The 15,241-nt window shown below is 72.3% G+C and carries 11 protein-coding genes; 3 read left to right on the forward strand and 8 right to left on the reverse strand.

Annotated features, from left to right (window positions below):
* Window positions 1–130 precede the first annotated feature (130 nt).
* A complete protein-coding gene (locus ACIPPS_RS03100; protein WP_401427186.1) occupies window positions 131–2,257 on the forward strand; it encodes a TPM domain-containing protein in 2,127 nt (708 codons plus the stop codon).
* An 89-nt stretch (window positions 2,258–2,346) separates the two neighbouring features.
* On the forward strand, window positions 2,347–3,054 hold the full coding sequence (locus ACIPPS_RS03105) for a PspA/IM30 family protein (protein WP_401426140.1): 708 nt from the start codon (window positions 2,347–2,349) through the stop codon (window positions 3,052–3,054).
* Between the two features lie 178 nt (window positions 3,055–3,232).
* Here ACIPPS_RS03105 and ACIPPS_RS03110 read toward each other — a convergent pair whose 3' ends face one another.
* The 6 genes from ACIPPS_RS03110 to ACIPPS_RS03135 form a co-directional block, all read right to left on the reverse strand.
* Window positions 3,233–5,815: a SpoIIE family protein phosphatase gene (locus ACIPPS_RS03110; RefSeq protein ID WP_401426142.1), complete on the reverse strand. Its 2,583-nt coding sequence runs from the start codon at window positions 5,813–5,815 to the stop codon at window positions 3,233–3,235.
* Between the two features lie 147 nt (window positions 5,816–5,962).
* A complete protein-coding gene (locus ACIPPS_RS03115; RefSeq protein WP_401426144.1) occupies window positions 5,963–6,382 on the reverse strand; it encodes an ATP-binding protein in 420 nt (139 codons plus the stop codon).
* A gap of 143 nt (window positions 6,383–6,525) precedes the next feature.
* A complete protein-coding gene (locus ACIPPS_RS03120; protein WP_401426146.1) occupies window positions 6,526–6,948 on the reverse strand; it encodes a (deoxy)nucleoside triphosphate pyrophosphohydrolase in 423 nt (140 codons plus the stop codon).
* A 98-nt stretch (window positions 6,949–7,046) separates the two neighbouring features.
* Entirely contained in the window at window positions 7,047–7,226 is a 180-nt protein-coding gene (locus ACIPPS_RS03125) for an SPOR domain-containing protein (protein WP_401426148.1), read from the reverse strand.
* Between the two features lie 156 nt (window positions 7,227–7,382).
* Window positions 7,383–9,092 carry a purine-cytosine permease family protein gene (locus ACIPPS_RS03130; RefSeq protein ID WP_401426150.1) on the reverse strand — a complete coding sequence of 570 codons (1,710 nt, stop codon included), beginning with the start codon at window positions 9,090–9,092 and terminating at the stop codon, window positions 7,383–7,385.
* A 317-nt stretch (window positions 9,093–9,409) separates the two neighbouring features.
* Window positions 9,410–10,162, reverse strand: a complete 753-nt coding sequence (locus ACIPPS_RS03135) for a GntR family transcriptional regulator (protein WP_401426152.1) — start codon at window positions 10,160–10,162, stop codon at window positions 9,410–9,412.
* A gap of 225 nt (window positions 10,163–10,387) precedes the next feature.
* On the opposite strand from ACIPPS_RS03135, the gene ACIPPS_RS03140 reads away from it, so the two are divergent.
* Window positions 10,388–11,806, forward strand: a complete 1,419-nt coding sequence (locus ACIPPS_RS03140; protein ID WP_401426154.1) for a glycoside hydrolase family 18 protein — start codon at window positions 10,388–10,390, stop codon at window positions 11,804–11,806.
* A 236-nt stretch (window positions 11,807–12,042) separates the two neighbouring features.
* Here ACIPPS_RS03140 and ACIPPS_RS03145 read toward each other — a convergent pair whose 3' ends face one another.
* Together ACIPPS_RS03145 and ACIPPS_RS03150 are read right to left on the reverse strand one after the other, a co-directional pair.
* Window positions 12,043–13,050 carry a DUF4190 domain-containing protein gene (locus ACIPPS_RS03145; RefSeq protein ID WP_401426156.1) on the reverse strand — a complete coding sequence of 336 codons (1,008 nt, stop codon included), beginning with the start codon at window positions 13,048–13,050 and terminating at the stop codon, window positions 12,043–12,045.
* Window positions 13,051–13,616: 566 nt separating this feature from the next.
* Entirely contained in the window at window positions 13,617–15,191 is a 1,575-nt protein-coding gene (locus tag ACIPPS_RS03150; RefSeq protein WP_401426158.1) for a S8 family peptidase, read from the reverse strand.
* Between the last annotated feature and the right edge of the window lie 50 nt (window positions 15,192–15,241).

A 15,241-nucleotide genomic window follows, 5' to 3' on the forward strand; every position in this document is an offset into this window, starting at 1 on the left:
TCACCACCGTAGCGGCGGCTACCGACAGTGACGCGGGCCTGTGGAGAATGGTTTCCGCCCGGTCGCGAGCGGACAGATCGGGACATAACCTCCCCCTGTGACGCGAACAGCCACCCGAGCCCTTCTCGCGATGCTGGTGGCGGCGTGGTGGCTGGTCGTCCCGGCCGTTCACGGCGCCCGGGCCGACGACCCCGTCGTGCTCTCCCGAGACGGACAGATCACCGACACGGTCGGTGCGCTGGGTGACCGCCGCAGCGCGGTCACCCAGGCCCTCGACCAGCTCTACGACGACCGGCGGGTGCAGCTCTTCGTCGTCTACGTACGGGACTTCTCCGGCCGCTCCGGCCAGGGCTGGGCCGACGCCACCGCCACCCGCAACGGGCTCGGCGTGGACGACGTCCTGCTCGCGGTGGCCACGCACGACCGGCAGTACGGCTACTCGGCCGACCCCGACTCCCGCTTCACCACGACCCAGCTCGACGACGTCGCCCGCACCGCGATCGAACCGGCCCTGCGGCAGAACGACTGGGCGGGCGCCGCGATCGGCGCGGCGAACGGTTACGACGCCGTCCTCGCCGGCCGGCCCGTGCCCACGCCCGCGATCACCCCCGGCCCCGCCGATCCCGGTGGCGCGGCCGAGGACGGAACCTCGGGGACCGACCTGGTCCTGCCCGTCGTCCTCGTCGGCGGAGCGGGCGCCGTCGCCGCGTACGCCTGGACCCGGCGCCGGCGCGGCACCGGGGCGGGAGGCGCCGGCGGGGCAGGAGGCCCGGGCGGCCCGGGCGGCGGCACGAAGCCGCAGGCCGGGCAGGGCTGGGGCGCCCCGAAGGAACCCGCGCGGCTCCCGTTGGACGAGCTGGACGCGCAGGCGCGCCGGACCCTGGTCGGCACCGACGACGCCGTCCGTACGAGCCAGGAGGAACTCGGCTTCGCGACGGCCCAGTTCGGCGAGGAGGCGGCCCAGCCGTTCACCGTCGCGGTGGCGTTCGCGAAGGAGCAGCTGACGGCCGCGTTCCGGCTGCGCCAGAAGCTCGACGACGCCTTCCCCGAGGACGACGCCACCCGCCGCTCGATGCTGGACGAGATCGTCCGGCGCTGCGGCGAGGCCAACGCCCGCCTCGACGCCGAGTCGGAGGACTTCGACCGGCTCCGGGCCCTGGAGCACAACGCCCCGGGGGCGCTCGCCCATGCCGAGGGCGCCTTCCGGGAGGAGACCGGGCGGGTCGGTACGGCGGAGGCGGCGCTCACCGCGATGCGGGACCGGTACGCCGAGTCGGCCGCCTCCCCCGTGGCGGGCGACGTCGAACAGGCCAAGGACCGGCTGGTGTTCGCGACCACGCATCTGAACCAGGCCCAGCAGGCCGTCGACTCCGGTGACAACGGCATCGCGGCGGTCCACATCCGGGCGGCCGAGGGGGCTCTCGATCAGGCCGCCCGGCTGAGCGAGGCCGTGGACCGGCGCGCGAAGGAGCTGGCCGAGGCCGTGGGCAGGCTGCCGACCTCGCTCGCCGAGACCGAGGCGGACCTCGCCGACGCGCGCGGCCTGCTCCAGGGCACGGCCGAGGGCGTCTCCACCGCCGACCTGCAGGGCCGGATCGCCCGGGCGGAGTCCGTCGTCGCCGACGTACGGCGGACCGTCGACGCGGGACACTACGACCCGCTCGACGCGCTGCGCCGGGTGGAGGAGGCCGACGCGGCGCTCGACGAGGCGTTGGCCGGCGCGCGGGAGCGCGAGTCGGGCACGCGGCGCGCCCGCGCGCTCCTCGACCAGGTGATGCTGACCGCCCGGTCGGCGATCGGAGCGGCCGCCGACTACGTCACGACCCATCGCGGCGCCGTGGGCAGCGAGGCCCGGACCCGCCTGGCCGAGGCGCAGCGACGGCTGGAGAAGGCCAAGGCCCTCGCGTCGGCCGACGACCCGCAGGCCGCGCTCGCCGAGGCCCAGCAGGCGGACGCGCTGGCCCGGCGCGCGCAGGACCTCGCCGAGCAGGACGTCCGTACGTACGGGAACCCGGACGGTCTCGGCGGTACGACCGGAGTCGGCGGGGGCGGCGGAGGGCTCGGGGGAGCGGTGCTCGGCGGCATCATCCTCGGCGGCCTCTTCGGCGGCGGACGGGGAGGCGGCGGCCACGGCGGGGGCTTCGGCGGAGGTTTCGGCGGAGGCGGCGGGTTCGGCGGGGGCGGGTTCGGCGGGGGGCCCGGCAGTTTCGGCGGCGGGGGAACCCGAGGCCGGCTGGGCGGTGGAGGCCGGTTCTGACCCTCCCGGCACTCCCGGCGCCCATTCCCTGAGTCACTCACTTCGTCGCCCCTCCCCCCTCCCACCCCTCGTGTGCAAGGAGAAGGACCATGAGCAAGCAGACCGTCCTTGGCCGCGTCACCCAGCTGGCGAAGGCCAACATCAACGCCCTGCTGGACCAGGCCGAGGACCCGCAGAAGATGCTGGACCAGCTGATCCGCGACTACAGCAACAACATCACGGAGGCGGAGGAGGCCGTCGCGACGACGATCGGCAATCTGCGGCTGATGGAGCAGGACCACCAGGAGGACGTCGGAGCGGCGAAGGGGTGGGGCGAGAAGGCGCTGGCGTCGAGCAGGAAGGCGGACGAGCTGCGCGCCACCGGACAGACGACGGAGGCGGACCGCTTCGACCAGCTGGCCAAGGTCGCGCTGGGCCGCCAGCTCCAGTCGGAGAAGGAGGCCGGCACGGCCGAGCCGACCATCGCGGCGCAGACCGAGATCGTGGAGAAGCTCAAGAGCGGGCTCGATCAGATGAGGGCCAAGCTGACGGAGCTCCAGTCCAAGCGCGACGAGCTGGTCGCCCGTGCCAAGTCCGCGCAGGCGCAGAACACGATGATGGACGCCGTGAAGAACATCGACGTGCTGGACCCGACGAGCGAGCTGAACCGTTTCGAGGACAAGGTCCGCCGCGAGGAGGCGAGGGCCATGGGCAAGCAGGAGCTGGCGGCCTCCTCGCTGGACGCCCAGTTCGAGCAGTTGGACACGCTCGGCGACCACGCGGAGATCGAGGCCCGGCTCGCCGCGCTCAAGAAGTAGCGGCCCGGACCGCCACCCTCAAGGAGCAGCGCCCGGACCGCCACCCTCAAGAAGCAGCTCCCGGACCGCCGCGCTCGACAAGCGGCTCCCCGTCCGCCGCGCCCAGGAGCAGTGCCCCGCCGGCCACGCTCAAGAAGCAGCACCCCGCCGCGCTCGACAAGCAGCGCGGCGGCTCCGCTCAGAACATGCTCAGGAGCTGCTCCACCGTGGGCTCCGCCGCCCCGTCGCCGTCCGGCAGGGGCAGTTCGAACCAGACGGTCTTGCCGCGCGGGGTGCGGCGCGAGCCCCAGGCGGCGCTGAGGAGGCCGACCAGTTGCAGCCCGCGTCCGCCCTCGTCGGTGTCCCGGGCGCGGCGGCGCCTCGGCTGGACGAGCCCGGCGTCCCAGACCTCGCACACCAGCGTGCGGTCGCGCAGCAGCCGGAGCCTGATCTCGCCCTCGCCGTAGCGCAGCGCGTTGGTGACCAGTTCGCTGACGAGCAGTTCGACGGTGTCGACGAGCGCGTCGAGGTTCCAGGCGCTGAGCTGCGCGCGGGCGAGCTCGCGGGCCCGGCCGACCGAGCGGGGTTCCCTCGGCAGCCGCCAGTCCCCCACCGCCTCGGTGGGCAGTCCCTGGATACGGGCCATCAGGAGGGCGATGTCGTCCTCGCCGTGCCCGGTGTGCAGGGTGGTCAGGACGCGGTCGCAGACGTCTTCGAGGGGCATGCCCGTGCCCGTGAGCGTGCTGCGGAAGGCGGACAGCCCCTCGTCGAGGGGATGGTCGCGGGACTCGACGAGCCCGTCGGTGTAGAGGGCGAGGAGGGAGCCCTCCGGGAGCTCGACCTCGACCTCCTCGAAGGGCTCGCCACCCACGCCGAGCGGCATCCCCGGCGGCACGTCGAGCAGCAGGGCCTTCTCGCCCGGTTCGACGAGGACCGGCGGAAGGTGGCCGGCGTTGGCGAAGGTGCAGCGCCGGGTGACCGGGTCGTAGACGGCGTAGACGCAGGTCGCGAGGTAGACCTCGGAGAGTTCCGGGCCCCGGGCCTTGTGGGCGCGGCCGCTCTGCTGGGCGCCCGCCGGAGCGCCGAGGCCGCGGGCGATCTCGTCGAGGTGGGAGAGGACCTCGGCGGGTTCGAGGTCCAGCTGGGCCAGGGTGCGGACGGCGGTGCGCAGTTCGCCCATGGCGACGGCCGCGCGCAGACCGCGGCCCATCACGTCGCCGATGACCAGGGCCGTGCGGTGGCCGGGGAGTTCGATGACGTCGAACCAGTCGCCGCCGACCTCGGTGGCCGTGGTGCCGGGGAGGTAGCGGCAGGCGATGTCGAGGCCGGCGGCCTCGGGGTCGCCGGGCGGCAGCAGGCTGCGCTGGAGGATGAGGGCCCGCTCGTGCTCGCGGCGGTAGAGGCGGGCGTTGTCGATGCAGACCGCGGCGCGGGCGGCCAGCTCGACGGCTAGGGCCCGGTCCCGCTCGCCGAAGGGCTCGCTGCCCTTCGTACGGGAGAACTGGACGAGGCCGACGACGGTGTCGTGGGCGACCATCGGCACGACCAGGGTGGACTGGACGAGGCTGCCCTCGCCGCCCGGTACCGACCTGACCCGGCCGGTGCGGAGCGCTCCGGCGCAGGGCGAGTTGAACGGGTAGCGGTGGACGGAGCCGACCTCGACGGGCCCGGTGCCGCAACAGCCGCCGCTCGGGTCGGAGCCGCCGGTGGTGCCCTCGGGGCCGCGGAGCGGGGCGTCGGACACGGCGCTGGCGAAGGCGACCCGGCGCAGTTCGGCGCTGCCCGCGCCGTAGCCGACGTCGTGGGAGTTCCCCCACCGTCCGGGCGGAGCCTCGTCCCCGGTCAGCAGACCCTGGTAGAGGTCGACGGAGGCGAGGTCGCAGAAGCCGGGGACGGCCACGTCGAGCAGCTCGCGGGCGGTGGCCTCCAGGTCGAGGGAGTTGCCGATGCGGGCGCCGGCCTCGTTGAGGAGGGCGAGGTTGCGGCGGGCGTTGGCCGCCTCGCGGGCCGCGGTGTGGCGGCGGGTCACGTCGATGCCGAGGCCGGCGACGCCGACGGGCCGGCCGGAGCCGCTGTGCACGCGGTAGAGGTTGATCGACCAGTGGCGCCGGTCGGTGGAGCCGGGAGGGGCGCCGACGATCTGCAACTCCGTGACGGACTCGCCGGTCTCCAGGACCCGCTGGAGCGCGGCGGTCATCCGGTCGGCCTCGGGCCGCGAGAGGTAGTCGTGGACCGTACGGCCCCGGTGTTCGTCGGCCGAGCCGCCGAAGACCGTGGCGAAGCGCTGGTTGGCGCGCTGCACCGTGAGGTCGGTGCCGAAGAGAAGAAACCCGAACGGGGATTGGCCGAAAATCGCCTGCGACGCGGCGAGGTCGGTCTCGATGTGCCGAAGCGCCCGCACGTCCACGACGATGCAGAGCGCGGCCCGCTCGCCGGCCTCGGTCTGGCTCGGCATGACGTACATCTCGGCGAGCCCGTCACGCCGGTTCTGGCCGGGTATCCGGAACGGGACGAGGCCCGTCCACTCCTTGCCGTCGAGGATCTCCGCGACCCGGCGACGGCCACGCTCCCGCAGGTCGGCGGGCATGAAGGCCTCGACCGGGTCCTTGCCCACGGCCTCGTCGGCGGGCACGCCGAAGAGGTCCACGGCCCGCCTGCTCCACTGGTCGACGAGCCCGTCGGACCCTATCGAGAAGGAGGCGACCCGGATGTAGTCATAGATCGAGCCGGGCGTGCTGCTCTGCCACACGACGCCGCTCGCCGACTCAGGTATCTCGCTCACGCGACCGTCCCCTCCAGCTCACCGCACCGGACCGGCCATGCCCGCAGTATTCAGCACTACGGCCCCCGACGGCACGACGTTCACGATCACAGGGTGGTCTCGTTCATTTCCGGCCGAGACCATGGTGATCGTCGTCCCTCCCCTCTCTTAACCCGGCAGGGCCAGCTCGAACCACACTGTCTTGCCGGATCTCCCCTTACGGATCCCCCAGCGCTGTGCTGAACAGGCCACGAGCTGGAGTCCGCGACCTCCCTCGTCGTCGGGGCCGGCGGCGCGTTCGGTGGGCGCGTCCGGAAGCGGATCGGAGACTTCGACGAGCAGGGCGGGGCGATGCATGATGCCGGGCGCACCGGGCTGGAGGTGGACGAGCCGGACGCCGATCGGGCCGGAGGCGTACCGCAGGGAGTTGGTCACCAGCTCGCTCACCAGCAGGACCGTGACATCACCCACCGCCGCGTCGATGCGCCAGCTCCGCAGCGTGTCGCGCACCGCGTGACGGGCCGTGCGCACGGCATTGGCCTCCGCCGGGAAACTCCACTCGACGCAGTCGCCTTCGGTGTCGATCACGCCCGATCACTTCCCCAGCCCATCACCAGAAGGGAGGCCCACGTCCTTTTTCGGGGGGTTAATGGGCACATACCCGATATTGGGGGCGGGCTATCGCGGTGAGGGGCTCCGTGGGGGCACGGTGGCACGAACGGCGTAGAGCCTCAGCCGGGCGGCAGACGCAGGCCGGCCTCGGCGACGGCCGGGCGGTCCTGGTCGAGCCAGTCGACGGAGTCCAGTTCGTGGCGGGCCAGCCAGCGCAGCTCGTCGTGGTCCTCCAGCGGGCGGGGTTCACCGGAGAGCAGTCGCGCGGTCCACACCTGGAGGACGTACCCGGGCTTCAGCGGCCATTCGCCGGGGATGCGCTCACCGGGCCGGGTCTCGACCCCGAGCTCCTCGCGCAACTCGCGGACCAGGGCTTCCTCGGGGCGCTCCCCCGGCTCCAGCTTGCCGCCGGGCAGTTCCCAGCGGCCGGCGAGCTCGGCGGGGGCGCTGCGGCGCGCGGCCAGCAGGCGCCCCCGGTCGTACAGGGCTCCGGCGACCACGACCACGTGGTCGGCCACGTGGTCGGACGTGCTCTCTGTCATGGCCCGGAGCGTAACCCGCGCGGGTCGGAGCACGGGGCGGTGCGGGGTGGTGCGGGGTCATGCGGGGCGGTACGGGGCCACGCGGAGCGATACGGGAGTCAGAGCGCGGGCTGACCGATGCGCTCGACGCAGTAGAGCTGCCGGTGTCCCCGGTCGTCGAGGCCGTCGGCCACCTTCTGGGCCTCGTCCCTCGTCGCGTACCGCCCGACCCGATAGCGGTTGCCGTTGTCGTCCTGCCGTATGACCAGCCAGGGCAGGACAGGGCCGCTGTCGGTCATCGGGCTTCTCCCTCCGCCGGTCCGGACGTCTCTATGGATCTCCCTGAAATGGCAATCCGCATATGCCCGACCCTACGCCTGACCTTTACACAGCGGATACGGGTTTTCACAAAGAGGTACGGATCCGGCCGGGAACCGACGGAGGGAGGCCGAAGATCAGGCCCTGAGGGCGGCCCGGGGGACGGTCGGCACCGGCATCAGGACCGGACCGGTGGACGCGGGGTCCTTGCGGCAGACGTCGCCGCACTCGGCGTCGAGCGAGCAGCACAGGGAGCAGATCGGCCCGGACCGCACGGGGCAGTCGGCGATGTCCGGCAGCTCGTACGCCGTCTCGCAGACCGCGCAGAGGTGAGTCGCCGTCACATCCGCCACCGCGACCCCGGGGCCGGACACCGTGTTCGGGCGGGCCAGGTAGTAGCGGCCCCGGGTGGCCCAGGCGATCAGCGGGCAGAGGACCAGCGCGAGGCCGGCGGCGATGAAGGTGGAGAAGGCCTGCGCGTAGACGCCGAAGAGTCCGAAGAAGGCGAGGATCGAGACGGTCGAGGCGACCACCATCGCCCCGAACCCGGCCGGGTTCACGGCGTACAGATAGGCGCGCTTGAACTCGATGTACGGCGGGCTCCAGCCGGCCCGCTTGTTGATGACGAGGTCGGCGGCGACGGCGGCGATCCAGGCGATGCCGACGTTGGAGTAGAAGCCGAGGAGCTTGCCCAGGGCCGCGAACATGTTCATCTCCATCAGCGTCAGCGCGATGGCGAGGTTGAGGAAGATGTACCAGACCCGGCCGGGATGGCGGTGGGTGACGCGGGAGAAGAAGTTCGACCAGGACAGCGAGCCGCTGTAGGCGTTGGTCACGTTGATCTTGATCTGCGAGACGATCACGAAGACGGCGGCGGCGGGCAGGGCGAAGGTGCCGAGCCAGGGCTTGAGCGCCTCGATCTGCGGGGCGATCGGCTCCAGGGCGTGGGTCTTGCCGACGACGGCCAGGGCGACGAAGGCGAGGAAGGCCCCGCCGAGCTGCTTGGCCGCGCCGATGATCACCCAGCCGGGGCCCGCGGCGAGCACGGCGAGGTTCCAGCGCCGCTTGTTGGCCTCGGTCTTCGCCGGCATGAAGCGCAGATAGTCGGCCTGTTCGCCGATCTGGGCGATGAGCGAGAGCGCGACGCCCGTGCCGAGGCCGAAGCCGATCCAGGAGAAGCCCGAGCCCGCGCCCTCCGTACCGCCGAAGGAGCCGAAGGCACCCCAGGCGTCCGGGGCCTCGAAGGCGAGGACGAGGAAGGGCAGCACCATGCCGACGATCCAGATCGGCTGGGTCCAGGCCTGCACCTTGGCGAGCGCGCCCATGCCCCGGAAGACGATCGGGATCACGATGAGGGTCGTGACCAGATAGCCGATCTCGACCGGCAGCCCGACGGCCTGGTGCATGGCCTGGGCCATGATCGAGCCTTCGAGCGCGAAGAAGATGAAGGTGAAGGAGGCGTAGATGAGGGAGGTGAGGGTGGAGCCGAAGTAGCCGAAGCCGGCGCCACGGGTCACCAGGTCCATGTCCAGGCCGTAGGTGGCGCAGGCCCGGGCGATGGGGATGCCGGTGAGGAAGATGATCGCCGCGGCGGTGAGGATCGAGGCGAGGCCGCTCGTGAAGCCGTAGGTGAAGACGATCGAGGCGCCGATGGCGAAGTCGGCGAGATAGGCGATGCCGCCGAGCGCCGTGCCGGCCACCATCGAGGGGGACCAGCGCCGGAAGGAGTGCGGCGCGTAGCGGAGGGAGTAGTCCTCGCGGCTCTCGTCGGCGGCCAGCTTCGCGTAGCTGCGGCGGGGTGGCGTGGCGACCGCCGGGGACTCGGCTGGGGTGACCGTATCCGTCATGAGGGTTCCTGTCGTCCGACCGGATTGCGGGTACGGACCAGGAAGGTAGGAGCGGGGCGTGACGACGCGGGTCGGCGCGCGGTTGCCTCGCGGTTACGGGAGCCGACGCGCCGTTAACTCCCGGAAAACCCTTCGGACGACGCACCCCGCCCAGCGGTCACGGGTCACCACCCCGGCGGCCGAAGCCCGCCGAGGGCCACCGGGCGCCACCGCCGGACGACGGACCACCCAGCCGTCACCGACCCCCGGGGCCCCGCTCCGACGGCGAGGCCGCCCCCTCCGCCTCCTCCGTCCCCCGCCCCGCCCCGCGCCGCCCCTCAGCGCACCGGCAGGTGGTAGGCGATGCGGTAGCGGTCGGCCGGGACGACGACGTCGGCCGTCTCGACGGCGCGTCCCGAGGCGTAGTACGTCCGCTCCACGACCATCACCACGTGTCCCGGGACGCCCCCCAGCGCGAGCAGCTCCTCCGCGAGCCCCGGGCGGGCGCCGACCTCCTCCACCACGTTGTCCACGACCACGTCGATCGCCGCCATCCGCTCCACGACCCCGCAGCCGCCGAGGGGACCCTCCTCCGGCAGCATCACCGGCGTCCGCCCCGTGACCGCGAGCGGCTCCCACGAGGTGGAGAGCATCATCGGCTCGCCCGCGTCCCGGTACACGTACCGCGTACGCATCACGCGCTCCCCCGGCTCGATGCCGAGCCGGGCGGCCACCGAGGCGCTCGCGTGCTCCTGCTCGCTGCTGGACTCCCAGGTGCCGCGCGCGCCGTCGGCCGCCTGCTCCTGGCGGAAGGGGTTGGCGCCGGACGGCGGCCGATATCCGGAGCGGGCGATCCGGCGCGGCACCGGCCGCTCCCGGACGTACGTCCCCGAACCCGAGCGGCCCTCGACGAGCCCCTCGGCCATCAGCACCTTGCGGGCCTCCAGGGCCACGGTGTCCGAGACGCCGTACTCCTCGCGGATGCGTGCCTGCGACGGGAGACGGGTATGCGGCGGAAGCGAGCCGTTGGCGATCTTCTTCCGGAGATCGCTCGCCACGCGCAGGTAGGCGGGCTGCTCACCGAACGTCACAGGACACTCCCCTCAGGTTGACGGACAGCTACAGACTGACAACCCTCGGTGGCCACCCGCAAGCATGGGCCAAAGTTTCACTCGAAGTGATGACTTACCTTTACGCCTGCACTTACCGCAGGTATGGCCACCCAACACCTTGACGTTAATGGTCCAGACCAATAGCTTCCTGTGCGCACCGCTGAGCACCGCTCCCTTCCGGCACACGCACAGGAAACGAGCCTCATGCGTCGAACAACCCTTGCCCGGCTGACGATCGCCGCCCTCTCCCTCGGCCTCGTGGCCGGTCTCGCGCCCGCCGCGGGCGCCGACCCCGCGCCGTCGTCCGCGTCGGCGTCCGCCTCCTCGCCCGACTCCTCGTACGGCTCCTCGCACCGCCCGGGGTCCGGCGCGTCGTACAAGCGCGTCGGCTACTTCACCCAATGGGGCGTCTACGGACGGAACTTCCAGGTCAAGGACCTGGAGATCAGTGGTACGGCGGCCAAGCTCACCCACATCAACTACGCCTTCGGCAACGTGAGTCCGGACGGAAAGTGCTTCACCGGCAACACGCCCGGAGAGGCCGACGCCTGGGCCGACTACGTGCGGCCGCTGGACGCGGCGGGCTCGGTGGACGGCGTCGCGGACACCGCCGACCAGCCGCTCGCCGGCAACTTCAACCAACTGCGCGAGCTGAAGGCGAAGCACCGGGGCCTCAAGGTCCTGATCTCGCTGGGCGGGTGGAGCTGGTCCACCCACTTCTCCGACGCGGCCCGCACCCCCGCCTCGCGCAAGGCCCTCGTCGCCTCCTGCATCGACCTCTACATCAAGGGCAACCTGCCCACCGACGGCGCCCGTGGCGGCGCGGGAGCCGCCGCGGGTCTCTTCGACGGCATCGACCTCGACTGGGAGTGGCCGGGCTCGGCCGGCGACGTCGACACCGTCTTCCGCCCGGAGGACAAGCAGAACTTCACCGCGCTCGTACGGGAGTTCCGCACGCAGCTCGACGCGTACGCGAAGGCGCAGCAGCACCAGCGGGGCGGCGGCAGCGCCGACGGCAAGCGCACGCACTACGAGCTGACCGCCTTCGTGCCCACCGCTCCCGCCAAGATCGACGCGGGCTTCGAAGTCCCCAAGATCATGCGGGACCTCGACTTCGTGAACCTCCAGGGCTACGACTTCCACGGCCCCTGGGAGACCACGACCGCCCAGCAGTCCGCGCTCTTCGCCAAGTCCGGCGACTTCAGCGTCGACCAGACCGTGAACGACTGGCTGCGGCGCGGGGCGCCCGCGCGCAAGCTCGTGGTCGGCATGCCGTTCTACGGCCAGGGCTGGACGGGCGTCTCGGGCGGCGGCGACGGGCTCGGACAGCCCGGCACCGGCCCGGCCCCCGCCACCTGGGCGAACGGCTACGAGGACTACAAGGCCCTGAAGAAGCTCGCGGACTCCGGGGCGTACAAGGTGCACCGCGACTGGCGCAACGGCCACGCCTGGCTCTTCGACGGCACGAACCTGTGGACGTACGACGACCCGTGGGTGCTGGGCACCAAGTCGGCGTACGTGCGGGCGAAGGGGCTCGGCGGCGCGATGTTCTGGTCGCTGGACGGGGACACCCCCGACGGCGAGCTGATCACGGCCGTCGACCGGGTCCTCGGCCACCGCTGACGGGCGTCGACCGGCCTCGGCCACCGCTGACGGGCGTCGACCGGCCTCGGCCACCGTGACGGGCGTGGAACGGGCCCTCGGCCACCGCTGACGGGCGTAGGCCGGCCCTCGGCCGCCGTTGACGGGCGACAGCCCACAGGCCTGCTGACGGGCGGCGGCGCACCGGTCCGCTGACGGTACGAGGACGGGGCCGGGACTCCTGAATGGAGTCCCGGCCCCGTCACGTACGCCGTCCGTCAGGCCGAGGGACCGGCGTCCGGCGACTCGGTCGACGGCGAGGTCGCCGCCAGCTTCAGCGTGGCGCGGGCCTTGGCCTCCGCGTCCCAGAAGGTCCCGTCGTAGGCCACGTCGTAGCGGTCCCAGAAGACGTCCGCGTCGGCCGACCTCGCCAGCTCGTCCCACTCCTTGGCGGACGCGTCCAGCTCCTTGGCGAGTGCCTGCACCTCGGTCGTGGACGCCGCCGGCCAGGAGTGGGTCCCCAGCCCGCGGCTCGCGGCGGCGACGACGTCGTGGACCTTCCGCGCCCAGGCCGTGTTGGCGTCCAGGTCCTCGTCGGCGTCGTCCTCCGGCTCCTCGGCGAGGACGTCGTCGATCCGGTTCATGGTGGTGAGGAAGTGGAGCTGGTCGGCGTCGAGGGTGGCCTTGTCCGCGCGCAGCGACTCCTTCATCGTCTCGCCGCCGTCGACGATGAACGCGCAGGTCACGGTGCGGTCGCCGACGCGCCAACTGTCGGGGCTCGGCATGTAGTAGAAGTCGTAGACCTCCTCGGGGAAGGCCCAGCTGTCGAGCGCGTACGCGTTGCCGATGTCGGCGCAGCGCTCGGTGGCGATGTCGTCGAGGGCCGTCTCGCCGGGCCACTTGGTGAATTCGGTGATCTTGAATCCGCCGGTGACCTCGCCCTCGTGCGGCCGCGCGCAGTCGACGACCTCGACCTCCGAGGTCAGCGCCTCCAGGTCGCCGTCGACGTTGTAGCACTGGCCCGTGCGCAGCGAGAACGCGGAGCTGGACCGCGCGGCCTCGTCCACGCCCTTCTGGAAGCCCCGCCACGCCTCGCCGACGGCGCCGGAGACGAGACCGGCGACTATGAGGAGGCAGGCGAGGGAGGACAGGACGATGCCGGTGACGGCGAGACCCTTGCCCGTCTGGTTCTTCTTCCTGATCTGCGGCAGGGCGATCAGGCCGAAGACCAGGCCGAGGGGCGGAAGGCAGCACACGATGCCGGAGACCAGGGACGCGATGGCCATCCCGTTGGTGGTGGGCCGCTGCGGCATCCCGTAGGGGCCGGGCCCGAAGCCAGGGCCGGCGACACCGGGCCCGTACGGCCCGTAGGGCCCGTAGGGGCCGGAGCCGTACGGCCCGGGAACCGCGGGTCCCCCGGGCGCAGGGGGAGGAGCCGGCACCGCCCCGGGCGCCGCGGGGACTCCGGGAGCCGCAGATACCCCGGGCATCCCGGGAGCCGCAGTCGCAGGGGCACCAGACACCCCGGGAGCCGCAGGGACACCAGGGGCCCCGGGGGCCGGCTGCGCTGCCGGCGGGCCGGTCGGATCCGACGGCTCGGGAGCGGGCCGGCCCTGACGGGGCGGCGGAGAATCCTGGGGCGGCTGGGAGGGCTCCACGAGTACGGTGCTCCTGTAGAGGCGGGGTGGTACGAACGTGCGATCGGGCGGCCGAATCGTACGTGCTCACGGGGCGAGGGCGGTACACGGAGGCGTGGACGCGTTGCTCCGCCTCCCCTGACATGGGTGAAGGGGCGGTCGCCGAGGATCGGCGGCCGCCCCTTCTCATTCGGGGCTCATGGGTCGGAGGTGGCTCAGAACTGCAGCGCCCAGGAGTCGATCTTGCCGGTGTCGGCGTTCGCGTTGTCGCTGACGCGCAGCTTCCACGTGCCGTTCGCGACCTCCGAGGAGGCGTTCACGGTGTAGGTGGTGTTGATGTTGTCGGCACTGCCGCCCGTGCCGTACCCCTTCAGCGTGTACGCCGTGCCGTCGGGGGCGATCAGCTGGACCTGAAGGTCACCGATGTAGGTGTGAACGATGTTCACGGGGACCTGGAGGGCGGCGGGGGCGTTGCCCGTGACGCCGCTGACGGTGACCGGGGACTCGACCGTCGTGTTGTCGGCGATGGCGAAGTCCGCGGTGTTCTCGAACTTCTTGCCGGGCGGCGGGGTGGTGCCGCCGCCACCGACGAAGAGCAGCCGGTTCGGCGAGCCGGTGCCGGGGTTGCCGACGACGTTCGGTGTGGCGGCGTTGGTCAGCGCCGTCGACACCTGGGCCGGGGAGGCCGACGGGTTGTCCGCGAGGTAGACGGCGGCGGCGCCCGCGACGTGCGGGGTGGCCATCGACGTACCGGAGATGGTGTTGGTGGCGCTGTCGCTCGTGTTCCAGGACGACGTGATGGAGGAGCCCGGCGCGAAGATGTCCAGCACCGTGCCGAAGTTGGAGAAGCTGGAGCGGGCGTCGGTGTTGGTCGTGGAGCCGACCGTGATGGCCTCGGTGACCCGCGCCGGCGAGTAGTTGGAGGCGTTGGAGCTGTCGTTGCCCGCGGCCACGGCGTACGTGACGCCGGAGGCGATCGAGTTGCGCACGGCCGTGTCGAGCGCGGTGTCGACGCCACCGCCGAGGCTCATGTTGGCGACGGCCGGCTTGACGGCGTTCCGGGTCACCCAGTCGATACCGGCGACGACCTGCGCGGTCGTGCCGGAGCCCTGGTTGTTGAGGACGCGGACGCCGACGATCTTGGCCTTCTTGGCGACACCGTAGGAGGATCCCCCGACCGTGCCGGCCACGTGCGTACCGTGGCCGTGCCCGTCCTGGGCGACGTTGTCGTTGTCGATGGCGTCGTAGCCGTTGAACGCCCGGCCGCCGAAGTCGCTGTGCGAGATCCGGACGCCGGTGTCGATGATGTACGCCGTGACGCCCTGACCCGCGCTGTCCGGGTAGGTGTAGCTCTGGTTCAGCGGGAGGGCCCGCTGGTCGATCCGGTCCAGGCCCCAGGACGGCGGGGAGGGCTGCGTGCCGTCGACGGTGAAGACGCGGTTCTGCACGACGGAGGCGACCGACGGGTCGCCGGCGAGCTTCTTCGCCTGCGCCTCGGAGAGCTCGACGTTGTAGCCGTTCAGCGCCGAGGTGTACGTCTTCTTGATCGTCGCGCCGTGCTTGGCCGCGACCGCCCGGCCCTTGGAGGTCTCCGCCGGGGCGGACTCCTTCAGGGTGACGATGTAGCTGCCCGCGATCGTGCCGGGGGCCCCGGCGTTCTGGATCACGCCTTCGGGCGCTGCCTCGGCCGCGGTGGCCGGGAAGCCGGCGGCAGTGCCGAGAGCCAGGGCGGCGACGGCTATGGCACTGGCCGCGGCGAGTCTGCGCCGCGAGTCACGCATCACTGACATGTGAGGGATCCTCCTCATAGGTGGTGCGCTGCTGTGGGGGTATGGCAGGC

It is taken from the genome of Streptomyces sp. NPDC090127, assembly GCF_044746945.1.
GTDB lineage: Bacteria > Actinomycetota > Actinomycetes > Streptomycetales > Streptomycetaceae > Streptomyces.

Coding starts and splice junctions, on each gene's coding strand:
- ACIPPS_RS03100 (WP_401427186.1), top strand. CDS start 131: ATGCTGGTGGCGGCGTGGTGGCTGGTCGTCCCGGCCGTTCACGGCGCC.
- ACIPPS_RS03105 (WP_401426140.1), top strand. CDS start 2,347: ATGAGCAAGCAGACCGTCCTTGGCCGCGTCACCCAGCTGGCGAAGGCC.
- ACIPPS_RS03120 (WP_401426146.1), bottom strand. CDS start 6,948: ATGACAGAGAGCACGTCCGACCACGTGGCCGACCACGTGGTCGTGGTC.
- ACIPPS_RS03125 (WP_401426148.1), bottom strand. CDS start 7,226: ATGACCGACAGCGGCCCTGTCCTGCCCTGGCTGGTCATACGGCAGGAC.
- ACIPPS_RS03130 (WP_401426150.1), bottom strand. CDS start 9,092: ATGACGGATACGGTCACCCCAGCCGAGTCCCCGGCGGTCGCCACGCCA.
- ACIPPS_RS03140 (WP_401426154.1), top strand. CDS start 10,388: ATGCGTCGAACAACCCTTGCCCGGCTGACGATCGCCGCCCTCTCCCTC.
- ACIPPS_RS03145 (WP_401426156.1), bottom strand. CDS start 13,050: ATGGCCATCGCGTCCCTGGTCTCCGGCATCGTGTGCTGCCTTCCGCCC.
- ACIPPS_RS03150 (WP_401426158.1), bottom strand. CDS start 15,191: ATGTCAGTGATGCGTGACTCGCGGCGCAGACTCGCCGCGGCCAGTGCC.